Genomic DNA, 23,294 nt, shown 5'->3' on the forward strand with positions numbered 1-23,294 from the left:
ATGAGCGAAGTCTCGACCCGCATCATCGGCAAGGCCGGTCGCATCACGCTGACCCGCCCCAAGGCGCTCAATGCCCTGTCCTACCAGATGTGCCTCGACATCGAGGCCGCGCTGGATGCCTGGCGCGACGACGACACGGTCGAGATCGTGGTGATCGACGCCGAGGGCGACAAGGCGTTCTGCGCCGGCGGCGACATTCAGGCGATGTATGAGCATGGGCTGAAGGGCGATTACGACTACGGCCGCACGTTCTGGCGCGACGAATACCGGATGAACGCCAAGATCGCGGAATACCCGAAACCCATCGTCGCGCTGATGCAGGGCTTCGTCATGGGGGGCGGCGTCGGCGTGGGCGGTCACGCCGGCATCCGCGTGGTCTGCGAAACCTCGCAGGTCGCCATGCCCGAAACCGGCATCGGCCTCGCCCCGGACGTGGGCGGCACCTACCTGCTGTCGCGCGCGCCGGGCAAGCTGGGCGAATACCTCGGCGCCACGTCCCTGCGCATGAACGCGGGCGACGCGATCCATGCGGGCTTCGCCGATCACTATATCGAACGGGAATACTGGCTCGACCTCGTGTCGGAACTGGAAGAAACCGGAAACGCGGGCCTCGTGGCCACGATGGCCACGACGCCGCCGGAAAGCCCGCTGGCCCGCGCCCAGACCGAGATCGACAGGCTGTTCGACGGAACCCCCGCCGACATCGCCGCGAAATGCGACGCGGGCGACAGCGAAATCGCTCGGGCCTCGGCCAAGGCGATCCGGCGCGCCTCGCCCCTGTCGGTCTGCTGCACGCTTGCCAACATCACCCGCGCGCGCAACGCCGAGAGCGTGCGGCAGGTGCTGGCCTACGAGTTCGAATTCACCTATCGCGCGATGGAGCACGGGGATTTCCTCGAAGGCGTCCGGGCGCAGATCATCGACAAGGACCGCAACCCCACATGGCGCCACGCCAGCATCGAGGAGGTGCCCGAAGAGGACATCGCCCGTATGCGCGCGCCGCTGGGTGACGAAGCTTTGAGCATCTGAGGGAGGATGACATGAAGATCGGATTTATTGGCCTCGGCAACATGGGCGGACCGATGGCCGCCAACCTCGCCGCCGCCGGGCATGAGGTGACGGGCTTCGACCTCGCCGCCCCGATGCCCGAGGGCGTGACCAAGGCCGACACCGCGGCAGAGGCCGCGAAGGGCGCCGAAGTGGTCATCACCATGCTGCCCAACGGCAAGATCCTGCGCGCCGTGGCGGACGAGATCGTGCCGGCGATGGACAAGGGCTCGCTCTTTGCCGATTGCTCCACCGTCGACGTGGAAAGCGCGCGCGCCGTGGCCGATCAGGCGATGGCAGCCGGGCTTCTGGCGATCGACGCGCCGGTTTCGGGCGGGATCACGGGCGCGGCGAACGGCACGCTCACCTTCATGGCGGGCGGATCGGAAGAGGCGTTCGACAAGGTGAAACCCCTTCTCGACATCATGGGGCAAAAAGCCGTGCATTGCGGCCCGTCGGGCAACGGTCAAGCCGCCAAGATCTGTAACAACATGATCCTCGGCGCGACCATGATCGTCACTTGCGAGGCTTTTGCGCTGGCCGACAAACTGGGCCTCGACCGGCAGGCGATGTTCGATGTCGTCTCGACCTCGTCCGGCTACAGCTGGACGATGAACGCCTACACCCCTGCCCCCGGCATCGGCGCGACCAGCCCGGCCGACAACGGCTACAAGCCCGGCTTCGCGAGCGAACTGATGCTCAAGGACCTGCGCCTTGCCATGCAGGCCGCCGAGGCAGCGGATGCAGACACCCCCATGGGCGAAGCCGCGATGAAACTCTACGCGCAATTCGTCGAGAACGAAGGCGGCGAAGGCGCCGATTTCTCGGCCATGCTGCCCCGGTTCGAAAAGCGCGGACGCGGCTGACGTGTCCGGCTGGGTCGACGCGGCTCAGGAGCTTGCGGCGCTCGAGCCGCCGGCCCGGACCGCGCTCGCCCGGCTGAAACCGTTGGAGGTGCCCGAAGGCGCCGTTCTGTTCTCGCCGGGCGAAACGGTGAAAGGCTATGTCGTGGTCCTGACCGGCCATGTGGGTGTGCACCTCGTCGGCCCGAACGGCCGCGACATATTGCTTTACGAGGTCAAGCCCGGCGAAAGCTGCATCCAGTCGACGCTCGGCCTTTTGGGCGGCGACGATTACTCGGCCGAGGCGGTCGCGACGAATGCAACGCGCCTCGTCCTGATCCCGCGCCCGGTCTTTCTCGAACTGGTCGACAGCTCGCCCGCGTTTCGCAAGGTGGTGTTCGCCGCTTTTGCCGAGCGGATGCAGGCGATGATGCAACTGATCGAAACCATGTCGTTCCTCAGGGTCGAAGCGCGGCTGGCTGCCCTGCTCCTCGAACGGGCAGAGGACGGCGAAGTGGCGATGACGCAGGCCGCCATGGCCCGCGCGATCGGATCGGCGCGCGAGGTCGTGTCGCGTCGGCTCGACCGGATGGCCCGCGCCGGGATCATCGCGCATGAGCGGGGCCGCGTTCGGGTTCTGGACACATCCGCGCTGGAAAAACTGATCGACAGCCCCGCTGTGTGACCACGTCACATGCAATGTCCTGAAGGTGAGAGTAGACTCACTCCATCAGACACGCATGGACTGGAGGTCATCATGTTCAAGACCAACGAAAGCGGCATGGACCGCATCATTCGCGCCGTGATCGGCATCGCCGCGCTGGTGGTTTTCTTCCTCAATCAAGGCACGACGCTGGGTTGGGTCGCGCTCGTCGTGGCGGTGCTGGCCCTGTTCACCGCCGCCGTGGGCTGGTGCGCGCTTTACACCGTGTTCGGGATCAACACCTGCAAGATGAAGACCTGAGAGGCTTCGCTTCGGCTTGCGCCGGAGCGACCGATGCGAGGGGTGCTGCCCCGTCGCCATTGTCGCTCGCACCTATGGCGCTGAAATGGCGACCTCCCCGAGGTATTTTCGGACCGGAGAAGGTCAGACGCCGAGGGCGCGAAACACCTTCGGCAATTCTTCGGGGAGGTCTTCGGCAATGAGACCGGGGCCGAAGCTGAGGGCGGCTTCGGTGTGGAGCCAGGCGGCGGTTTCGGCCGCCGTCACGGGGGCGTAGCCGCGCGCCAGAAGTCCCGTGACCAGACCGGCGAGCACATCGCCCGACCCGGCCGTCGCCAGCCATGGGGCGGCGCGGTCGCAGCAGGCCGCGTTGATGGCCGCGTCACCCGTTTCATCCGCGATCACCGTGTCCGGGCCTTTGAAAAGCACCGTGCAGCCTGCGCGCTCGGCGGCGTCGCGCGCCGCGTCGACCTTGGAATAGGCCGGGCCGGCCGTAGCAGGCGCGTTCAGGCGGGCGGAGAGGTCGGGGAAAAGCCGCGCGAATTCGCCCGCGTGGGGCGTGAGCACGCATCCGTCGTGGAGCATCTTAAACAGGCCGCCGGGATCGTCCGCGAAGGCCGAAAGCGCATCGGCGTCCAGCACGACGCCGCCCATATCCCGATCCCGCGTCGCGTCCAGCGCCACCGGGACAAGGTCACGGGCGCGCGGCTGCCCCAACCCCGGCCCCAGACAGATCGCGTTGAGGCGCTTGTCTTGCAGCAGATCCGCAAGCGCCTCGCCCCCCTCGGCCTCGCGCAGCATGATCGCGGTCAGCTGGGCCGCGTTCTCGGCCATGGCATCGCGCGGTGCGGCCACGGTCACCAGCCCGGCCCCAACGCGCAGGGCAGCGCGGGCGGCGAGCCGGGCGGCCCCCGTGCGCCCGGCCGGCCCCGACAGGATCACCGCATGGCCGTGGCCGAACTTGTGGGAGGCCACGTCCTTTGCAAGCTCAAGCGCCTGAAGGCTGATATCCGGCCTGCCCAGAAGGTCGATATGGCGGACCGCCGCGAGGTCGAGGTGTTCGACCACGTTCCACGTCAGGTACGCGCGGGCGATGTCATCCTCGACCCCGATGGGGGCGACCACCAGCTTGTGCCGCGTGTGTGCTGCATGAGGCAGGAGCATATGCCCGACCTTCGCCGCGCCGAAAGTGACCGTCAAAGCGGGCAAATACGGCAGCTCGTCCCCCTGCTCGTCGCCGCCGATGACCCGACCGCTGTCGGCATCCACGCCGGAAGCGATGTCGACCGCCACGATGGGCGGGCGTGGGGGCGCCGCCGCGTTGGGGCGTGTCGCTGCGACCATCAGCGCGTTCAGCACTTCGACCGGAAGGGGGCGCGTGAGGCCCGTCCCGAACAGGGCATCGACGGTGACGGCCGCGTCCCTGAAGGTGGTATCGTCCAGCGCGGACAGCGGGGCGCAGCCGCCGATCCGGGTCCACCGCTCGTAATTCGTCCGCGCATCGGGCGGCAGTCTGGCCGGATCGCCGTAGGCGAAGACCGCGACCGACCAGCCCCGCGCCGCCAGAAGCCGCGCGACGACATAACCGTCGCCGCCGTTGTTGCCCGGGCCGCAGAGCACGACGGCACCGTGGGCCCCTATGGTAAGCTCCAGCCATGTCTCGCAAATCGCTTGGACGACGCCTTGCCCCGCCCGCTCCATCAGCGCGAGCCCGGTGACCTTGCCCGACGAGATCGCGGCCTGTTCGATGGCGCGCATTTGGGCGGCGGTCACGAGTTCCGACATGGTTTCTGCCCCAATTTTTCGCAAACCGCCCGAAAGTCGATCAGATTGCATAAATATTGTGCGAAGCGTCTGGAATCCGGCCCGCGCCCCTGCTACCGAAACCCTATCCAATTGTGGCCCCGGATGAGAAGTGGTCTGTGGGCCTCGAACCTGATTTCCGAGGGGGGACAGCCATGAAAAAGATCGAAGCCATCATCAAGCCGTTCAAGCTGGATGAGGTGAAGGAAGCACTCCAGGAAATCGGCGTGCAGGGCCTTTCCGTGATCGAAGTGAAGGGGTTCGGGCGGCAGAAAGGCCATACCGAGCTTTATCGCGGCGCCGAATACGTCGTCGATTTCCTGCCGAAGGTGAAGATCGAGGTCGTGCTTCCCGCCGATCAGGTCGACGCGGCGATCGAGGCGATCGTGGGCGCGGCCAAGACCGACAAGATCGGGGACGGCAAGATCTTTGTCTCGCCCGTCGAGCAGACCATCCGCATCCGCACCGGCGAAACGGGTCACGACGCGATCTGACGTCGCCCTCGCCGGACCGAAAATTCTCAACCGTATCAACTTAGGGGAAAGAGAAGCACAATGAGCAACAAAGACGTTCTCAAGCTTATCAAGGACGAAGATGTCGCCTATGTCGACATTCGCTTCACCGATCCGCGCGGCAAGATGCAGCACGTGACGGTGGTGGCCGATCTGGTCGACGAAGACTTCCTGGAAGAAGGCTTCATGTTCGACGGGTCGTCCGTGGCCGGCTGGAAGTCGATCGAAGCCTCGGACATGAAACTCATGCCCGATCCGGACTCGGTCTACATCGACCCGTTCTACGCCGAAAAGACTCTGGCCGTGCATTGCTCGATCGTCGAGCCCGACACCGGCGAACCCTATGAGCGCGACCCGCGCGGCACGGCGCAAAAGGCCGAAGCCTACCTGATCTCGTCGGGCATCGGCGACGCATCCTATTTCGGCCCGGAAGCGGAATTCTTCCTGTTCGACGACGTGCGCTATTCGGTGACCCCGAACAAAGTGGCCTATGAGGTCGACGCCGACGGCGCCGCCTGGAACACCGACACCGAGTTCGAGATGGGCAACCTCGGCCACCGTCCCGACTACAAGGGCGGCTATTTCCCGGTGAACCCGTCTGACGACAGCCAGGACATCCGCTCGGAAATGCTGACCACGATGAAGATGATCGGCATGAAGGTGGACAAGCACCACCACGAGGTCGCGACCTCGCAGCACGAGCTGGGCCTGATCTTCGGGTCGCTCACCAAGCAGGCCGACGAGCTTCAGAAATACAAGTACGTGATCCACAACGTGGCCCACGCCTATGGCCGCACCGCGACCTTCATGCCGAAGCCGATCAAGGGCGACAACGGCTCGGGTATGCACGTGAACATGTCGATCTGGAAAGACGGCAAGCCGCTTTTCGCGGGCGACAAGTATGCCGACCTGTCGGATGAGGCCCTGTGGTTCATCGGCGGCATCCTGAAGCACGCCAAGGCGCTCAACGCCTTCACCAACCCGTCGACCAACTCCTACAAGCGTCTGATCCCGGGCTTCGAAGCCCCGGTTCTGCGCGCCTACTCGGCCCGCAACCGTTCGGGCTGCGTGCGTATTCCGTGGACGGAAAGCCCGAAGGCCAAGCGTGTGGAAGCCCGCTTCCCCGATCCGGCGTCGAACCCGTATCTGTGCTTCGCGGCCCTGCTCATGGCCGGCCTCGACGGCATCAAGAACAAGATCGACCCGGGCCCCTCGTCCGACAAGAACCTCTACGATCTGCCGCCCGAAGAGCTGGCCGGTATCCCGACCGTCTGCGGCAGCCTGCGTGAAGCGCTCGAAAGCCTCGCCGAGGATTACGAGTTCCTGACCGCCGGCGACGTGTTCACCAAGGACCAGATCGACGGTTACATGGATCTGAAGTGGGAAGAAGTGTACGAATACGAGCACACCCCGCACCCGATCGAGTACAAGATGTACTACTCCTGCTAATCCCCTCTGGGATCAGCGAAAATTCAAGGGCGTCCCGGTCGGGGCGCCCTTTCCTTTTTATTGACCGGCCCTCAATTGTGTCGCGTTCGGCATGAAATGATACGAAATCGGCCCCAGTGTTTCCCCAACGTCGCCGCGGCCAAGGGTAAGGATAACCACCATCCGAAAGGATAATTCCAACGAACCACAGAGCAGAACCATGTTGAGCAACGCATTCTTCAAAACCCTGGACGCGCAGGATTTCCAGCGCGCGTTCTACGAGAGCCGCCTTGCGCTCGCCTTTCGCAGCACGCGGGAAGCGGGCGAATCCACCCGGACGCATATTCGGCGCTGGATCGACGGGAAATTCGTTTCCGTGCCCGTCTGACCTGCATCCGTTCCTCCAAATGTGACGAAACCGGGGTCTCGGCCCCGGTTTTTTCGCCTTTAGACGGTAAGGTTTCCCCAACCTGTGACGGAACTGGGGCGGCAACAATCCGTTTCCGCCCGGTTTCGGGCAAAGCACGACCACATGGCTGGAGGATAACCAACCTGTTCGAGAGAACATGGTCAGGAGGGCGACGCACCTCGCCACGGTAATCCCACAGGTCCGTGGCTGGCGCACCCTCATTCTTAGGGCGATCCGCACCCGGCGTGCTGGATCGCCCCTTTTTTTCAGCCCTCGCCCAAGGTGTATTCCGCCCAGACGCCCCAGTGGTCCGAGCCTAGTTTCGGCAAGGCGCGGGTCACGCCCCGTCCACCCGTGGCGAGGATGTTGTCGATCTGGACCCGCAAGACCCCCGCCACGGCATAGGTGACGACGGCCCGCCCGACGCGCTCGGCCCCGGCCGCCTGCGCGATGCGCTCGACACTCGCGGCCCAAGGCACGACGTTGAAGTCGCCAGCGATGATCTTGGGGCCGTCGAGCGCGGCAAGCTCGGGCACCATGCGATCCGCGTGGAAGGCGTTCATATAGGGCCACACCCAGCGCAGGTGGGTCGAAATCACCCAGACCGGCCCGGTCGGCCCCTCGACCTGAACGCCCGCCATCCGTGTGGCGCAAAAGGCGGTGTCGGCGACCGGCGGGTAAGCGGCAAAGACCGCGAGACCGATGGATTCTGGCGTGTCGCAGGCCACCCCCGCCGGATAGCGGTCGAAGAGGTTGTCGAGGATCAGGGCGCTGCTCCCCGCCGCCTCCTGCAAGGTCACGACCGTGGGACCGCGGGCGAGAATATCGTCCAGCACACGGCGCGGGTCGTCGTTGTGATAAAGCATGTTCTTTTGGTAGTGCCGCACCACGCCAGCACCCTCGCCCGGCGGAAACTGCCGACCGAACGGCAGAACCCCGGCCATGACGATCACGCCCAGCCCTAGCCCCAGATTGACCAGTCCCTGATTGCGCACCCCCGCCTGAAGCTGGAGCGCACCGACAAGCGCCAGCGCCCCCGCGACGTAAAGCCGAAAGACCGCAAAGGTATCGCCCACGGGGTGAAGGTCGCCGAGAAATCCGGCGAGCACGGCGACAAGCAATCCGCCCGCGACGATCCGCAGGGCCTTGGGTGAAAGCATCTTCATGCCCCTTCCATACGCATTGGCCTGAACGAGGTAAAACGCCAACACCCGGATGCCCGCGCGAAAGTGAAGCATTGGCAAACATCGCCTGCGCCTCCATCTCTGAACCATCACGACGGAGGGACAGGTATGACGACCGAAAAGTTCGAGTTCGAGGGCCATGACGGGTCGATGCTGGCCGCGCGGCTGGATCTTCCTCCGGGGCGCGTGCGGGCGACGGCCCTGTTCGCGCACTGTTTCACCTGCTCGAAAGACATCCTGCCCGCGCGCCGCATCGCGCAACGCCTGAATGCCGCCGGGATCGCGGTGCTCCGGTGCGACTTCACCGGGCTGGGGCACAGCGAGGGGGAGTTCTCGAACACCACCTTCACCTCGAACGTGGAAGACCTGACCAAGGCGGCACAGGCCCTTGCCGCCCGCGACCTTGCCCCCGCCCTGCTCATCGGACACTCGCTTGGGGGTGCCGCGGTGCTGAAAGCCGCCGGGCAGATCGGTGGGATCAAAGCGGTCGTCACCTTGGGCGCGCCGTTCGCGCCCGACCACGTCACCCACAACTTCGCCGACAAGCTGGACGAGATCACGCGCGACGGGTCGGCCGAGGTCAATCTGGGCGGGCGCACCTTCACCATCGGGCGCGACTTCGTCGAGGATATCCGGGCCGAGAGCCTGAAACCGGCGATCCGCGACCTGCACGCCGCGCTGCTCGTCATGCACGCACCGCGCGACGCCGTGGTGGGCATCGACAACGCGGAATCGATCTTCCGCGCCGCGAAACACCCGAAGAGTTTCGTGACATTGGACGACGCCGACCACCTGATCTCGCGCGGCGAAGATGCGGAATACGCGGCATCGGTCATCGCGGCATGGGCCGAACGCTATCTCGATCTTGGCAGCGCCGAAACGACCGAGGCGGTGCCCGAAGGCGTCCTCAGGGTGCGTGAAGCCGATGCCGAAGGGTTCTTGCAGGACGTAAGCCACGGGCCGCATCACCTTTACGCCGACGAGCCGGTGGATTTCGGCGGGACGAACCGGGGACTGTCGCCCTACGGCTTTCTGTCGGCGGGTCTGGGGGCCTGCACCTCGATGACGATCCGGATGTATGCGCGCCGCAAGGGCTGGCCGCTGAGAGACATTCAGGTCGACGTGACCCATGCCAAGGTTCACGCCAAGGACGCCGACCCCGACACCCCGCCGCAGAAGGTCGACGAATTCATCCGCAAGATCACGCTCACCGGCGATCTGGACGCAGAACAACGTCAGCGCCTGCTGGAAATCGCCGACAAATGCCCGGTCCACAAGACGCTGCATCAGGACAACCGGATCGTGACGGAGCTTACCCACGCGGCCTGACGGCTTTGCGCTTGACGCGGCCCGCGCGCGCGGACAAACCACGCCGCATGGGAACCGGACGTCTACAGATCGACCTCGATGCGATCGCCGCCAACTGGCGCGCGCTCGACGCGAAAACCGCCTCCACCGTGCAGACCGGCGCGGTGGTCAAGGCCGACGGATATGGCCTTGGCGTGGACCGTGTGGCCAAGACGCTGGCCGCCGCCGGCGCGCGCCGCTTCTTCGTCGCGGCCGCCGAGGAAGCCGCAGATGTGCGCGCCGCTCTCGGCCCCGGCCCGGCGATCTTCCTGTTGAACGGGCACATGGCGGGCGACGCGGACATGATCCGCGACCTGAACCTGATCCCGTTGCTGAGTTCGGTGGAACAACTGACCCGACATGTCGAAACCCTGCCCGGACAGAGCTTCGGCATCCAGCTCGACGCGGGCATGAACCGGCTGGGGATGGAGCCCGCCGAATGGGCCGCCGTGCGTGACATCGCGCTGACTGCCGGGCCGACGCTCATCATGTCGCACCTCGCCTGCGCCGACGAGCCGGAGCACGAGATGAACGCGATGCAGCTTCGCATGTTCACCGAAATGACCGAGGGCTGCGACGTGCCCCGTTCGCTCGCCGCGACCGGCGGCATCCTGCTTGGCCCAGACTACCACTTCGACCTCACCCGCCCCGGCATCGGGCTTTATGGCGCGCGGCCTTTCGAGGAGGCGACGCCCGTGGTCCACCTCGACCTGCCCGTGATCCAGACGCGCGAGATCGGGCGGGGCGAGACCGTGGGCTACGGCAACAGCTGGACCGCCGACGCGCCGACCCGCGTGGCTACCGTGTCGGGCGGTTACGCCGACGGGATCACCCGGCATCTGTCGAACAAAGGCGTGCTCTTCGACGGCGCGACCCCCTGCCCGATCCTTGGTCGGGTCTCGATGGATTCGATCGGCATCGACATCGGCCATCTGGACACCGTGCCCGAATGGCTGACGCTGATCGGCCCGCATCAGAGCGTCGATGACATCGCCGACACCACCGGCACCATCGGCTACGAAATCCTGACGCAACTCGGCCACCGCTACACCCGCGACTACACCCGAGGCCAGTCGTGACACGCGCCCTGCTGCCTCTGACCCTTCTGGGCCGGGCAGCACTTGGTATGCTGCGCCGCATCGGCTCGGTCACGCTGTTCTTCTTGAACGCCGTGATCCGGTTCCCCGCAACGCTGCGCTACCCCCGCGAACTGGCCCGCGCGTTCCTGCAAATCGGCTGGCTCTCGCTTCCTGTCGTCGGGCTCACCGCGGTGTTCACCGGCGCGGCGCTGGCGCTTCAGATCTACGCGGGCGGCTCGCGCATTTCGGCCGAGGCCGTGGTGCCCCAGATCGTCGCCATCGGAATCGTCCGTGAACTTGGCCCCGTCATGGTCGGCCTGATGATCGCGGCGCGCGTGACCTCGTCCATCGCCGCCGAACTGGCCACCATGAAAGTGTCCGAGCAGGTCGACGCGCTCACCACGCTGTCGACCGACCCGATGACCTACCTGACCGCGCCGCGCGTGCTGGCCGGGCTGGTCACGGTGCCGATCCTCGTGGGCCTCGGCGACATTCTGGGGCTCTTCGGCGGCTTCGTGGTCGCCACGCAGGGTCTGGGCTTCAACGGACCGTCCTACGTGACGACAAGCTGGAACTTCCTCGACCCCGTGGACATCGTGCTGTCGCTCACCAAGGGCGCGGTCTTCGGCGGTATCGCCGTGACGCTCGCCTGTCATGCGGGGCTGAATGCCGGGCGCGGCGCGCAGGGCGTGGGGCTTGCCACCAAATCCGCCGTGCAGGCCGCCGCGATCCTCGTGCTCGCCGCCAACGTCGCGTTGACCGGGCTGTTCTTCGGCCAATGATCGAGCTTCAGCATATCTCCAAGTCCTTCGGCACCAAGGAGGTGCTTAACGACATCTCGCTTGCGCTGGACAGCGGCACGAGCCTTGCGATCCTCGGACGTTCGGGCACAGGGAAATCGGTGCTGACACGGATCATTCTGGGCCTCATCACGCCGGACGCAGGCCGGATCCTGATCGACGGCCAGCCGATCAGCCGCCGCGTGCGGCGCGCTTTCCTCGAACAGACCGGGGTGCTTTTTCAGGCCTCGGCCCTCTTCGACAGCCTGACGGTGTGGGAAAACGTGGCGTTTCGCCTGCGCAACGGGCGCGCCCGCGTGAGCCGGGCCGAGGCGCGCGCGCGGGCCGAAGTCGCGCTGGGGCGCGTGGGGCTGGAACCCCGGGTGGCCGACCTCTTCCCCTCCGACCTGTCGGGGGGCATGCAAAAGCGTGTCGGGCTCGCCCGTGCGATCATCGGCACGCCGAAATACCTCTTTTTCGACGAGCCGAACTCCGGCCTCGACCCGGTGACCTCGACCGACATCGACGCGCTGATCCGCGAACTCGTCACCGATCTGGGGGCGACGGCGATCACGATCACACATGACATGGCGTCGATCCGCACCATCGCCGACGAGGTTCTGCTGCTCGACGCCGCCCGCGCCCGCTGGCACGGCAGGGTATCCGACCTTGCCAGCGCAGATGACCCGCTCTTGGCCCGGTTTCTCGCCCGCTAGGTCCGGTTTTTCGTCATTCGCGAAACCGCCAAGCAACTTTTTGCCGACGACCCGCGTTGACGGTGAAATGCGCATCAAGCCGGTGCGCGGACATACACCAAGCGAGGGGTGAAGACATGACCCGTTCCACAGGGCTCTTTCCGGCTGCCCAGACGCAGGCACAGGCACTTATCATGGGCGCGATCTGCGCCGTCACCGCCGGGTTGATCGTCGCGACAGCGGGCGCGGCGCTCGGCGTTTTTCCGTGGCTCGAACTTTACGCAGGATTCAACGGCGCGCCCGTCGCAAACGCCGGGATGATCGCCCAGATCGCCGTCACCGTGCTGTTCGTCCTCTTGTCGCTCTACCTTCCCGCCAACCGCCGGATCATGCAGCTTGAAACCAGCCATCGCCAGTTCAACCTATCGATGGATGACGTGATCCGCGCCTACCGTGCGAGCCACGAAGCCGACCGGGCCGGGGCGTTCAAGCTGCGTGGCGAATTCGACGCGGTGCGGGAGCGGATCAACCATATGCGCGAACATCCCGATCTGGGCGCGCTGGAGCCTCAGGTTCTCGAACTGGCCGCTCAGATGAGCCACACCTCGCGCGACATTGCCGAGGTCTATTCCGACGAGCGGGTCGAACGCGCGCGCACCTTCCTGCGTCAGCGGCAGGAAGAGATCGAGGCGTTTCAGGAAAACGTCGCGATGGCCAAGCGCACGACCGAGGAACTGCAACAGTGGCTTCAGCAGATCGAGACCGAGGAACATATCGTCGATGGTCAGGTGTCGGCCCTGAAAAAAGACCTCAAGGCGCTGCTCCCCGAGATCGGGTTGGACCTCGAAGACACGCGCACGACCCCGGCCCCGACCGTGGTGCCGATGACGCACAAATCGCAGCTTTCCTCGGGCCGGCCCGTGGTGCCGCAAAAGCCGGATCGCTGACACCGGCGACAATTGTCGAGAAACATGAAACAGTGGCGTCCATTCGGCGCCACTGTTTTTCATTGAGCCGCTTATCATCCCCCAACATTCTGTTTACGCTGGATTTTATTGGCGCAGCCTGCCTTGGGGGCTAGGTGGCGTTTCGCTTGGGGGTTAAAGGTATGAATTCCGTTACGGGGCTATTTTCGGCCGCGCAGCGACAGGTGCAGGTCATCGTCATGGTCCTGATCGCCGTCGCCGCGCTGGCGCTTGTCGTCGCCACGGCCGGGGCGTTTCTGGGCCAACTGCCCTGGGTCGAGATCTACGCGAGTTTCGGCGGCACGCAATTGGCCGACGCCGGGAAATACCTTCAGATCGGCCTCACGGTGCTTTTCGTGCTGCTTGCGTTCTACCTGCCTGCCAACCACCGGATCATGCAGCTTGAAAACAGCCACCGGAACTTCGCGATTTCGATGGAGGACGTGGCCCGTGCCTACCGCGCGAGCCACGAGGCCGACCGCAAGAAACTGTTCCGGATCGGCGGGGAGTTCGATTCGGTGCGCGAACGCATCCGGCATCTGCGCGACCACCCGGATCTGGGCGCGCTGGAGCCCGATATCCTCGACCTCGCCGCGCAGATGAGCCACACGTCCCGCGATCTCGCCAGCACCTATTCCGACGCCTCCGTCGAACGCGCCCGCGCGTTTCTGCGCCAGCGGCAGGAGGAGGTGGACAGGTTCCTCGAAAACATCGCGCTGGCGAAGAAAACGACCGAAGACCTGCGCCACTGGATGCAGCAGATCGAAACCGAAGAGCGGGTCGTGGACAAGCAACTGGCGGCGCTGGAGGCCGACCTGATGTCGCTTCTGCCCGAGCTGGGCTTCGAGGTGGACGACAAGGTCGAGGACCCCGACCAGATCGTCGTCCCCCTGCCCCAGAAAGCTCGCCAGCCCGTCACCCCGCGCCGCCCCTCGAAACCCGAGGTCTGAGCGCCTAGATCAATCCGATGGCGTGGCTTCGGTATCTCAACCTGTCCCTGATCGTGCTCTTCCCCCTCGCGTGGGTCGCCCCCCTGTTGCGAGCCGGGCTGAACCTGCCGCTCTTGGGGTTGAAGGAGGTGAGCGTCATCTCGGGCCTCGCGGCCCTTGTCGAGGAGGACCTGTTTCTCGCGCTCATCGTGTTCCTCTTCGCGATCGTGGCCCCGGCGGTGAAAGTGGTCGGCATGGCGCTGATCCAGTTCGGCAGGATCGGGGACCGCGCGAAACCGGTGTTCGGGTTTCTCGGCCGCCTCGCCATGGCCGACATTTTCCTGATGGCGCTTTACGTGGTCATCATCAAGGGCGTGGCGATGACGCGGGTCGAGGTGGGATGGGGGCTGTATCTGTTCACCTTCTGCGTGCTGGCCTCGTTGCTCGTCACGCTGATGGAGCGCAAGCGTGACTGAGTTTCGCGGCGGCTGACGCCGCCACGACCCGTGCGAGGGGCGCTGCCCCTCGCGCTCCCCGGGATATTTCGGACCGGAAAGTGGACGGTCGGGCGCTTGCCTCGCGGGGCGGCGCGAGGCACAAGGCGTCATGGCAAAATCCTCCGCGTCCTTCGTCTGTCAGAGCTGTGGTGCGTCCACGTCCAAGTGGTCGGGGCGCTGCGAATCCTGCGGCGAGTGGAACACCATTGTCGAAGAAAAGCCGTTGTCGGCGGGGCCTGCGTCCAAGTCACTCGGCGCCGCGCGCGGCCGGGCGGTGGCGCTGACCGATCTCGCCTCGACCGAGAGCCCGCCGCCGCGCACCGTCTCGGGTGTGGCGGAGTTCGACCGGGTTCTGGGGGGCGGGCTGGTGCCGGCGAGTGCGGTGCTGGTCGGCGGCGATCCGGGCATCGGGAAGTCGACGCTTCTGTTGCAGGCCGCCGCGCATTTCGCGCGCCAGGGGCTGAAGACGCTTTACGTGTCGGGCGAGGAAGCCAGCGCGCAGGTGCGGATGCGCGCCCAGCGGCTTGGGCTGGCCGATGCGCCCGTGAAACTCGCCGCCGAGACCAATCTGCGCGACATCCTGACCACGCTGGAGGAGGAGCGTCCCGGTCTGGCGATCATCGATTCGATCCAGACCATGTGGGCCGACAATGTCGACAGCGCGCCGGGCAGCGTAAGTCAGGTGCGCGCCGCCGCGCATGAGCTGGTCACCTTCGCCAAGCGGCGCGGCATGGCGGTCATCCTAGTGGGCCACGTCACCAAGGAAGGCCAGATCGCGGGCCCCCGTGTGGTCGAGCACATGGTGGACACCGTGCTGTATTTCGAGGGCGAGCGCGGGCATCAGTTCCGCATTTTGCGGGCCGTCAAGAATCGCTTCGGCCCGGCGGACGAGATCGGTGTGTTCGAGATGACGGGGGGCGGCTTGTCCGAGGTCGCCAACCCGTCGGCCCTGTTCCTGTCGGATCGTGAAGACCCGGCGCCGGGCGCGACCGTGTTCGCGGGCATCGAGGGCACGCGGCCGGTTCTGGTCGAGTTCCAGTGCCTCGTCGCGCCCTCGCCCCTCAGCCAGCCGCGCCGGAGCGTGCTGGGCTGGGACGGCGGACGGCTCGCCATGATCCTCGCCGTGCTCGAGGCGCGCTGCGGCATCCCCTTCGCCGGGCTCGACGTTTATCTGAACGTGGCCGGCGGGATGCGCGTGTCCGAACCGGCGGCCGATCTGGCCGTCGCCTGCGCACTGCTGTCGGCGCGCGAGGATGTTGCGATCCCGCGCGATACCGTCGTTTTCGGTGAAATCTCGCTGTCCGGGGCCTTACGCCCCGTCGGCCAGACCGAAAACAGGTTGAAAGAGGCGCAAAAACTTGGTTTCACAACGGCCATCGCGCCCGCACGATCCAAGGCCGGTGAAAAACCGGGGCTGGCGCTCAAGTCTTACGCGGACCTTGCCGGGTTTGTCGGGGATATGTTCGGCGCCGGATGAGCGCCACTTGTAGAGGGACGGATAGATGGACGGGTTCACGATTGTCGACGGTGTCGTCGCGCTGGTCATTCTCGTCTCGGCCATCCTCGCCTATTCCCGCGGCTTCGTGCGCGAGGGCATGGCCATCGTCGGCTGGGTCGCCGCCGCCGTCATCGCTTATCTCTTCGCGCCCCGTTTCGTGCCGCTCATCAAGGAAATCCCGGTTCTGCGCGACTTCATCGCCGACAGTTGCGAACTGTCCGTGATCGCGTCCTTCGCCGCCGTTCTGGCGCTTGCGCTGGTGGTCGTGTCGCTGTTCACACCGCTGTTTTCCAGCGTCATCCAGCGGTCGGCCCTGGGCGGTGCGGATCAGGCCCTTGGCTTCGTCTTCGGGGTTCTGCGCGGCATCCTCCTCGTCGCGATCGCGCTGATCGTCTACGACAACGTGGTGACCGCCGACACGGTGGCCGCGGTCGACAATTCGCGCACCGCCAAGGTGTTCGCGCGCACGACCGACAACCTCGACGAGCAGATCCCGGACGATGCACCGGGCTGGATCGTGGCCCGGTACGAGGAACTTGTGTCCACCTGCACCTCGGGCACGCCCTCGACCACGCCGACCGAGTAAGCCTCGCTTACATAATATCGTTACAAACCGCGAAGCGACCCGTGACACGGGCCAGCCCCTGCTCTATGCAGGGGCCATCCTGCCACCGGATTCGGACAAGCTGCTCATGTCTGCTGCTCGCCAGCCCGCCATGCCGCCCGCGCACCCCTTCGACTTTGACGCCATCCGCGCCTCCGGCGACGAGGACAAGCTGAAAGAGGAATGCGGCGTTTTCGGCGTCATCGGCCTCTCGGATGCGGCCAACTTCGTGGCCCTCGGGCTGCATGCCCTGCAACATCGCGGGCAAGAAGCGGGCGGTATCGTCGCCTATCACCCCGAACACGGGTTCAACTCGGCCCGCCGCTTCGGCTACGTGCGCGACAACTTCACCAAGCAATCGCTGATGGAAACGCTGCCGGGGCCGCTGTCGATCGGGCACGTGCGCTATTCCACCGCCGGGTCCAAGGGCGCGGCGATCCGCGACGTGCAGCCGTTCTTCGGCGAGTTTTCCATGGGCGGCGCCGCCATCGCGCACAACGGCAACATCACCAATGCCGAAGAGCTGAGGCGCGAACTGATCGAGCGCGGCTCGATCTTCCAGTCGTCGAGCGATTCCGAATGTATCATTCACCTGATGGCACGGTCCTTGCAGAAGCAGGCCGCAGAACGGCTAGAAGACGCGCTGCGCCGGGTCGAAGGCGCGTTCTCGGTCGTCGCCATGACGCGCACCAAGCTCATCGGTGTGCGTGACCCGCTAGGCGTGCGGCCCTTGGTGCTCGGCCAGTTGGGCGACGGCTGGGTGCTGTCGTCGGAGACCTGTGCGCTCGACATCATCGGCGCCAAGTTCGTGCGTGAAATCGAGCCGGGCGAGATGGTGGTCATCACCGACAAGGGCGTCGAAAGCCGCCAGCCGTTCCGCCCGCAGAAGTCGCGCTTCTGCATTTTCGAGCACGTCTATTTCTCGCGTCCCGATTCGATCATCGGCGGCCGCTCGGTCTATGAGACCCGCCGCCAGATCGGTGTTGAGCTTGCACGTGAGAACCCGGTCGATGCCGACCTCGTCTGCCCCGTGCCGGATTCGGGCACGCCCGCAGCCATCGGTTTCGCCGCCGAAAGCGGGATCGAGTTCGGACTGGGCATCACCCGCAATCAATACATGGGCCGGACCTTCATCGAACCGACCGAGCAGATCCGCAACATGGGCGTGCGGCTGAAGCTGAACGTGAACCGGGCGCTGATCGAGGGCAAACGCGTGATCCTCGTGGACGACTCGGTGGTGCGCGGCACGACGTCGCGCAAGATCAAGGACATGATCCTCGACGCGGGCGCGAAGGAGGTGCATTTCCGCATCGCCTCCCCGCCGACCGCATGGCCCTGCTTCTACGGCGTGGACACGCCGGAGCGCGACAAGCTGCTCGCCGCGAACATGAGCGAAGACGAGATGTGCGAACACCTTGGGGTGGACAGCCTCAGGTTCATCTCGCTCGACGGGCTGTATCGCGCCGTGGGTGTGGCCGCGGGTCGCGACCCCAAGTCCCCCGCCTATTGCGACGCCTGCTTCTCGGGTGAATACCCGGTGGCCCCGCGCGACATGCTCGCCAAGGGGTTCGAGCTCAAGACAGCGGCGGAATAACGCCGCTACAGGCCCGCCCAGGCTCGCAAAACAAGGCGATCGGCGTGTTTTTGCCGCATTGCAGCATATCCTTCGGCGCTTCCCGGCCCATGCCGGGCCACCCCCCTTTCCCCGGAAATGAACCTGTTGTTTACCGCCAGCCGCTAGTTTTGAGCGAGGCCCACTCCCTCGCGAAACCAGAGGTGACAAAATGGCAGAATCAGGCGCGTTCCCGGTGGGTAACGGGACAAGTCCGATCGTCTCGCAGAATGCGACGAAGCGTGACGAAATCAGGCTCGATCAGGTGCAACTGGTCGGGATCATGGGCAAGCCCGACGACATGACGGCGCTGTTTCGGATGACGCGGGGCAACATCCTGCGGGTCAAGACCGGCGACCAGAGCCAGATCGGCCGCATCTACGAGATTTCCGAGGCGGGCGTCGTGGTCACGCGGTCGAACGGCAATTCGATCTTCATTCCGCCGATCCCGGTCGGATGACGCTGGACGGATCATCTGCGCCGCCGCATGATCCGGCCATGACGGACCCTTTCGCGCCCTACCTTGCCCAACAGCCCGACGAGTTTCGCGCGGCGCTGGACGATTTGGCGAAGCGCATCGAAGCGCGGCTCCCAGCGGATGCCGAGCGCGTCATAAGCTACGCCATGCCCGGCTGGCGCGTGAAGGCCCCCAAGGGCACCAAGATGGCCGCCGGGATGGCGGGGTTCGCGAAACACATCGGCCTGTATCCCCACTGCGGGACCGTCGTGCCGAAGATCGCGGACCGCCTGCGCGCCGAGGGCATCGCGCATTCGAAATCCGGCATCACCTTTCGCCCCGACACGCCGCCCCCCGACTGGGCTCTGGATGAGATCATCCGGCGCAGGCTGGACGAAATCGGCTGAACCGTGGCACGGTGCGCCATGATTTTTCAGGTATCGCATTTGCGCCCGCTCGTTTTCTGTGCCGCGTTCGCCGCACCCGCTCTGGCCGCCGCGCAAGAGGTCGACATTTCGATGACCCCGACACCCTGGGGTTCGCAGGTGCTTCAGTCGGACGCGATCACCCCCATCGACAACGCGCTGCCCGGCCAGTGGCGCCTGATCCGGGTCGGCATGACCGACGGGGCGCGAACGCTGGTCGTTCCGGTCGTCGATGCGCAACTGACCATCGGCAGCGATGGCAGCTTCGCGATGGACTACGCCCCCGCCCGCCTGCCTGACGGCACCATGACCGAAAGCGTGCTGCTGGAACTGGACGGCGTGGAGCACGAAATCGCCCCGCCGCCCGACCTGTCCCTGCCGCATGGCTGCCCGGGCGAGGCGCAGTTCGCCGGTCGCGTCCCCGGCCTTCTGTCGGTCGCCTATGACGTGGACCTCGACACCTACGCGCCGACCGAGGCCGAGACCATGACCGAGGACGGCGACGTGAACCTCGATTTGGTCGACGACATCGGCACGATCCTTGGCGTGAACCTGCGCCTCAGGATGTCCACCGACCGCGAGGCGGCGGAGAAACCCACGATGACCTGCGCGGGCGCGGCCTCCAGCACGACCGTCACGGCCGGTCCGCCCTTCGGCTTCATCCCCGGCGAATACCCCTATGCGCTGAACAGCACGCACGACATCCTCGTGATCCAGATGCCCAGCCCGACGGGACCGATGACGACGTTCGTTTTCACGCCGCTCTGACCCGGCCCCGCGCCTCTGGACAGGCCGCGCAACGTCTGAGATACCGCGACCGACCCGAAGCGGAGTGAAACATGCCCGACAAGATCGCCCTCATCACCGGCGCCTCGCGCGGCCTTGGCGCGGCGCTGGCCGTCGAACTGGCCCCGACGCATCACATCGTGGCCGTGGCCCGCACCACCGGCGCGTTGGAAGAGGTCGACGACCGGATCAAGGCGGTCGGCGGCGAGGCGACGCTCGCCCCGATGGACATCACCAACGCCGACGCCATGGCACAGCTTTGCCGCGCGATCCACGACCGCTGGGGCAAGGTCGACGTCTGGGCGCATACCGCGATCGAGGCGCAGCAACTCATGCCCACCGATCACGTCGCGCTGGCGGAAAAGGACTGGGCCAAATCCGTCGCCGTCAACCTCGACGCCGTGGCACGCCTGATCGCCTACGTGGCCCCCCTTCTGGGCTCTGAGGGGACCGCCGCGTTCTTTCACGACGATCACGCGGGCGAGGCGTTCTTCGGCGCCTACGGTGCGACCAAGGCCGGGCAGATGGCGCTGGCGAAAAGCTGGCAGACCGAGACCGCCAAGATCGGGCCGAAGGTGCGCATTGTGACGCCCCGGCCGCTCGCCACCGCCATGCGCGCCCGTTTCCACCCCGGCGAGAACCGTGAAACGCTGGTCAGCCCGTGGGATGAGGCGAAACGGCTGTTGCCCGAACTCCTCGGCTGATCACAGGCCGTCCGGGCCGCTTGTGAGCCCCCACAGGCTCCCGTATTGAAAGGGAAAGCTGTGGGGTAAACATGCGCATTCTGGTCACCAACGACGACGGCATCAACGCACCGGGGCTGAAGGTGCTGGAGGCGATTGCCGCAGAGGTCGCAGGCCCCGATGGCGAGGTCTGGGTCGTCGCCCCTGCCTTCGAGCAATCCGGCGTCGGCCACTGCATCAGCTACTCGCGCCCCATGATGGTGGCCGAGCTTGGCCCGCGCCGGTTCGCGGCCGAAGGAAGCCCGGCCGATTGCGTGCTCGCAGGCATCGGGGACATCCTGCCCGAACCGCCGGATCTGGTGCTTTCGGGCGTGAACCGAGGCAACAACGCCGCCGAGAACGCGCTGTATTCCGGCACCATCGGCGGCGCGATGGAAGCCGCGCTTCAGGGCCTGCCCGCGATTGCGCTTTCGCAATTCATCGGGCCCGAGAACTACGCGCTCGACAACCTGTTCGAAGCGGCCGCCGCGCACGGGGCCGACACGGTCCGCACCCTGATCGAGCGTGCCCCTTGGCAGGAAACCGCCGACTACCGGCTGTTCTACAACGTGAATTTTCCGCCCGTTCCCGCCTCTGCCGTTCGGGGGATGCGAGCCGGCGCGCAGGGCTGGCGCGAGGATACGTTCTTCGGCACCGAGCCGACCACCTCGCCCTCGGGCCGCCGGTTCATCTGGATCAAGGGCGGGCCGCAGCACAAGCCGACGGCCCCCGGCACCGATGCCGCGCTGAACCTCGACGGCTACATTTCCGTCACGCCCATGCGCGCCGATCTGACAGCGCATGACGCCCTGTCCGAGTTGGAGCGCGCGCTGGCATGAGCGACCCGAACGACCCCATCGCCGCGCGGAAGATGCAGTTCCTGTTTCACCTGCGTTCGAAGGGCGTCACGAATACCCGTGTTTTGCAGGCGATGGAGGCCATCGACCGGGGCCTTTTCGTGCGCGGCGTCTTTGCCGACCGGGCCTATGAGGACATGCCGCTGCCCATCGCGAGCGGCCAGACGATCAGCCAGCCGTCCGTCGTCGGGATCATGACGCAGGCGCTGAACGTGCAGCCCCGAGACAAGGTGCTCGAGGTCGGCACAGGCTCCGGCTATCAGGCCGCGATCCTCGCCAAGCTTGCCCGCCGGGTCTATACCGTCGACCGCCACCGGGGCCTTGTCAAAGCCGCGCGCGAGGTGTTCGACGAGCTGGGCCTGCACACGATCACCGCGATCACCGGCGACGGTAGCTTCGGCCTGCCCGAACAGGCCCCCTTCGAACGCATCATCGTGACCGCCGCCGCCGAGGATCCTCCCGGGCCGCTCTTGGCTCAACTGGCCGTTGGCGGTATCATGGTCCTACCGGTGGGCCAGTCGGACCATGTGCAAAGCCTCATCAAAGTGACGCGGAGCGATGACGGGTTCGACTACGAAGAAATCCTGCCGGTGCGTTTCGTGCCGCTTGTGGAAGGTCTGGGACAAGACTAGAGCGGCCAGGGCAAACCCCGGGAACAGGGGTGAAAGAGACGAGGTCGGCAGTATGGATTTGGCGAACACGACGATGACGCGCGCGGTGCGGGGGCTTTTGCTTGGCGGGAGCCTTCTGGCGGTCGCGGCCTGCTCCGACGGCATGGGGCGGCCCTTGAACCTCGATTTCGACCTGCGGGGCATCGGCGGCAACAACTTCACCACGGCGGACGCGGCGCGCGAGGCCCGCGCGGCGGCCCGCCCGACGCCCGACGCACGCGGCATCATCTCGTACCCGACCTATCAGGTGGCCGTGGCCCGGCAGGGCGACACGCTCTCGGCGCTCGCCAGCCGTGTCGGTCTGCCCGAAGCGGAACTCGCCCGTTACAACGGGCTGAACGCAGGCGCGACCCTGCGCGCGGGCGAGGTCGTCGCCCTGCCCCGGCGCGTCGATGCCGGCAGCGTGGACGTGACCGCCGTGGCTGGTCAGGCGCTCGACCGGATCGGGCCGAACCAGCCGTCGAACAATTCTGGCACCACGAGTCAGCAGGGTGCGGAACCCCTGCGGCATCAGGTGGTGAGCGGCGAAACCGCCTATTCCATCGCGCGCCTTTATGGCGTGTCAGTGCGGTCGCTGGCCGAATGGAACGGGCTGGGCGGGGACCTGTCGGTGCGTCAGGGCCAATACCTGATGATTCCGCCCAAATCCGCCGAGACCGCCGCGCCCAACACCAATTCGGCCCCCGGTGTGGGCACGCCCACACCCTTGCCACCGTCCTCCAGCAACCCCCTGCCGGAAGGGTCGAACCGCACCGCATCGCAAGGGCCGGCCGACACCCCGGCCTCGCCCAACCTCGGGGCGCAGCGCACCTCGGGCGCGGCCATGTCGATGCCTGCGGATGGCCGGATCACGGGCGCCTACGTCAAGGGCAAGTCGGACGGGATCGACATCGCCGCCGCCGCCGGCAGCCCGGTGAAGGCCGCGCAGGGCGGGACGGTCGCGGCGATCACCCGCGACACCGATCAGGTGCCGATCCTCGTCATCCGGCACGAAGGCAACCTGCTGACGGTCTATGCCGGGATCGACAATATCTCGGTCGCCAAGGGCGCAACCGTGAGCCGGGGACAGACCATCGCGCAGATCCGCGCCTCGGACAGCCCCGCACTCCACTTCCAAGTCCGTCAGGGCACGTCGTCCGTCGATCCGATGCAATATCTGAATTAACGGTTTCGCCCGGCAAAGCCGGGCGACCCACCGGGGGG

At 66.0% G+C, this 23,294-nt stretch carries 26 protein-coding genes; 24 read left to right on the forward strand and 2 right to left on the reverse strand.

Going from position 1 to position 23,294, the window contains the following annotated elements; translation table 11 throughout:
- From HOY44_RS00555 to HOY44_RS00570, 4 genes are all read left to right on the forward strand, one after another.
- The gene (locus HOY44_RS00555) at positions 1-1,029 is read left to right on the forward strand and encodes an enoyl-CoA hydratase/isomerase family protein (protein WP_287432463.1); all 1,029 of its coding nucleotides are present in this window, start codon (positions 1-3) and stop codon (positions 1,027-1,029) included.
- Between the two features lie 11 nt (positions 1,030-1,040).
- The gene (gene mmsB / locus HOY44_RS00560; protein WP_287432464.1) at positions 1,041-1,913 is read left to right on the forward strand and encodes a 3-hydroxyisobutyrate dehydrogenase; all 873 of its coding nucleotides are present in this window, start codon (positions 1,041-1,043) and stop codon (positions 1,911-1,913) included.
- Position 1,914: 1 nt separating this feature from the next.
- Positions 1,915-2,574, forward strand: coding sequence for a Crp/Fnr family transcriptional regulator (locus HOY44_RS00565; protein WP_287432465.1), 660 nt, complete (start codon positions 1,915-1,917; stop codon positions 2,572-2,574).
- A 72-nt stretch (positions 2,575-2,646) separates the two neighbouring features.
- Positions 2,647-2,853: a YgaP family membrane protein gene (locus HOY44_RS00570; RefSeq protein WP_008328355.1), complete on the forward strand. Its 207-nt coding sequence runs from the start codon at positions 2,647-2,649 to the stop codon at positions 2,851-2,853.
- A gap of 123 nt (positions 2,854-2,976) precedes the next feature.
- Here HOY44_RS00570 and HOY44_RS00575 read toward each other — a convergent pair whose 3' ends face one another.
- Positions 2,977-4,617, reverse strand: a complete 1,641-nt coding sequence (locus tag HOY44_RS00575; RefSeq protein WP_287432467.1) for an NAD(P)H-hydrate dehydratase — start codon at positions 4,615-4,617, stop codon at positions 2,977-2,979.
- 173 nt (positions 4,618-4,790) lie between these two features.
- On the opposite strand from HOY44_RS00575, the gene HOY44_RS00580 reads away from it, so the two are divergent.
- The 3 genes from HOY44_RS00580 to HOY44_RS00590 all read left to right on the forward strand — a co-directional run bounded on the left by HOY44_RS00580 (position 4,791) and on the right by HOY44_RS00590 (position 6,963).
- Positions 4,791-5,129, forward strand: coding sequence for a P-II family nitrogen regulator (locus HOY44_RS00580; RefSeq protein ID WP_008328352.1), 339 nt, complete (start codon positions 4,791-4,793; stop codon positions 5,127-5,129).
- A 60-nt stretch (positions 5,130-5,189) separates the two neighbouring features.
- Positions 5,190-6,596, forward strand: a complete 1,407-nt coding sequence (gene glnA / locus HOY44_RS00585; protein ID WP_008328344.1) for a type I glutamate--ammonia ligase — start codon at positions 5,190-5,192, stop codon at positions 6,594-6,596.
- 199 nt (positions 6,597-6,795) lie between these two features.
- Positions 6,796-6,963 (forward strand): hypothetical protein, encoded by a 168-nt coding sequence (locus tag HOY44_RS00590; RefSeq protein WP_171042962.1) that lies wholly within the window; start codon positions 6,796-6,798, stop codon positions 6,961-6,963.
- A gap of 287 nt (positions 6,964-7,250) precedes the next feature.
- On the opposite strand, the gene HOY44_RS00595 is transcribed toward HOY44_RS00590, so the two are convergent.
- Positions 7,251-8,150 carry an endonuclease/exonuclease/phosphatase family protein gene (locus HOY44_RS00595; protein WP_287432471.1) on the reverse strand — a complete coding sequence of 300 codons (900 nt, stop codon included), beginning with the start codon at positions 8,148-8,150 and terminating at the stop codon, positions 7,251-7,253.
- Positions 8,151-8,276: 126 nt separating this feature from the next.
- On the opposite strand from HOY44_RS00595, the gene HOY44_RS00600 reads away from it, so the two are divergent.
- The 17 genes from HOY44_RS00600 (at position 8,277) to HOY44_RS00680 (ending at position 23,256) form a co-directional block, all read left to right on the forward strand.
- Entirely contained in the window at positions 8,277-9,497 is a 1,221-nt protein-coding gene (locus HOY44_RS00600) for a bifunctional alpha/beta hydrolase/OsmC family protein (RefSeq protein WP_287432472.1), read from the forward strand.
- A 47-nt stretch (positions 9,498-9,544) separates the two neighbouring features.
- Positions 9,545-10,594 carry an alanine racemase gene (gene alr, locus HOY44_RS00605; protein ID WP_287432474.1) on the forward strand — a complete coding sequence of 350 codons (1,050 nt, stop codon included), beginning with the start codon at positions 9,545-9,547 and terminating at the stop codon, positions 10,592-10,594.
- A 47-nt stretch (positions 10,595-10,641) separates the two neighbouring features.
- Positions 10,642-11,376: an MlaE family ABC transporter permease gene (locus tag HOY44_RS00610; protein ID WP_008328339.1), complete on the forward strand. Its 735-nt coding sequence runs from the start codon at positions 10,642-10,644 to the stop codon at positions 11,374-11,376.
- Positions 11,373-12,089: an ABC transporter ATP-binding protein gene (locus HOY44_RS00615; RefSeq protein ID WP_287432476.1), complete on the forward strand. Its 717-nt coding sequence runs from the start codon at positions 11,373-11,375 to the stop codon at positions 12,087-12,089. The genes HOY44_RS00610 and HOY44_RS00615 overlap by 4 nt, the downstream gene beginning before the upstream one ends.
- A gap of 116 nt (positions 12,090-12,205) precedes the next feature.
- The gene (locus tag HOY44_RS00620; protein ID WP_287432477.1) at positions 12,206-13,015 is read left to right on the forward strand and encodes a DNA repair protein; all 810 of its coding nucleotides are present in this window, start codon (positions 12,206-12,208) and stop codon (positions 13,013-13,015) included.
- A 161-nt stretch (positions 13,016-13,176) separates the two neighbouring features.
- Positions 13,177-13,983, forward strand: a complete 807-nt coding sequence (locus tag HOY44_RS00625) for a DNA repair protein (RefSeq protein ID WP_287432479.1) — start codon at positions 13,177-13,179, stop codon at positions 13,981-13,983.
- Between the two features lie 17 nt (positions 13,984-14,000).
- Positions 14,001-14,438, forward strand: a complete 438-nt coding sequence (locus HOY44_RS00630) for a paraquat-inducible protein A (RefSeq protein ID WP_008328335.1) — start codon at positions 14,001-14,003, stop codon at positions 14,436-14,438.
- A 130-nt stretch (positions 14,439-14,568) separates the two neighbouring features.
- Complete coding sequence (gene radA / locus HOY44_RS00635; protein ID WP_138423038.1) at positions 14,569-15,936, forward strand: DNA repair protein RadA; 1,368 nt, start codon at positions 14,569-14,571, stop codon at positions 15,934-15,936.
- 25 nt (positions 15,937-15,961) lie between these two features.
- Entirely contained in the window at positions 15,962-16,543 is a 582-nt protein-coding gene (locus HOY44_RS00640) for a CvpA family protein (RefSeq protein ID WP_008328333.1), read from the forward strand.
- A 130-nt stretch (positions 16,544-16,673) separates the two neighbouring features.
- Positions 16,674-18,155, forward strand: a complete 1,482-nt coding sequence (purF, locus tag HOY44_RS00645; protein WP_138423299.1) for an amidophosphoribosyltransferase — start codon at positions 16,674-16,676, stop codon at positions 18,153-18,155.
- Between the two features lie 190 nt (positions 18,156-18,345).
- Positions 18,346-18,633 (forward strand): pilus assembly protein PilP, encoded by a 288-nt coding sequence (locus tag HOY44_RS00650; RefSeq protein ID WP_138423037.1) that lies wholly within the window; start codon positions 18,346-18,348, stop codon positions 18,631-18,633.
- 38 nt (positions 18,634-18,671) lie between these two features.
- Positions 18,672-19,037, forward strand: coding sequence for an iron chaperone (locus HOY44_RS00655; RefSeq protein ID WP_287432481.1), 366 nt, complete (start codon positions 18,672-18,674; stop codon positions 19,035-19,037).
- An 18-nt stretch (positions 19,038-19,055) separates the two neighbouring features.
- On the forward strand, positions 19,056-19,823 hold the full coding sequence (locus tag HOY44_RS00660) for a hypothetical protein (RefSeq protein ID WP_287432482.1): 768 nt from the start codon (positions 19,056-19,058) through the stop codon (positions 19,821-19,823).
- A gap of 71 nt (positions 19,824-19,894) precedes the next feature.
- Positions 19,895-20,545, forward strand: a complete 651-nt coding sequence (locus tag HOY44_RS00665; protein WP_287432483.1) for an SDR family NAD(P)-dependent oxidoreductase — start codon at positions 19,895-19,897, stop codon at positions 20,543-20,545.
- Positions 20,546-20,616: 71 nt separating this feature from the next.
- Entirely contained in the window at positions 20,617-21,402 is a 786-nt protein-coding gene (gene surE, locus HOY44_RS00670; protein ID WP_008328327.1) for a 5'/3'-nucleotidase SurE, read from the forward strand.
- Positions 21,399-22,052, forward strand: coding sequence for a protein-L-isoaspartate(D-aspartate) O-methyltransferase (locus HOY44_RS00675; RefSeq protein ID WP_008328326.1), 654 nt, complete (start codon positions 21,399-21,401; stop codon positions 22,050-22,052). Before surE ends, HOY44_RS00675 begins: the two co-directional genes overlap by 4 nt.
- A 52-nt stretch (positions 22,053-22,104) precedes the next feature.
- Positions 22,105-23,256 (forward strand): M23 family metallopeptidase, encoded by a 1,152-nt coding sequence (locus HOY44_RS00680; RefSeq protein ID WP_287432484.1) that lies wholly within the window; start codon positions 22,105-22,107, stop codon positions 23,254-23,256.
- Positions 23,257-23,294: the final 38 nt, after the last annotated feature.

It is taken from the genome of Maritimibacter sp. (genome assembly GCF_016774595.1).
Classification (GTDB): domain Bacteria; phylum Pseudomonadota; class Alphaproteobacteria; order Rhodobacterales; family Rhodobacteraceae; genus Maritimibacter; species Maritimibacter alkaliphilus.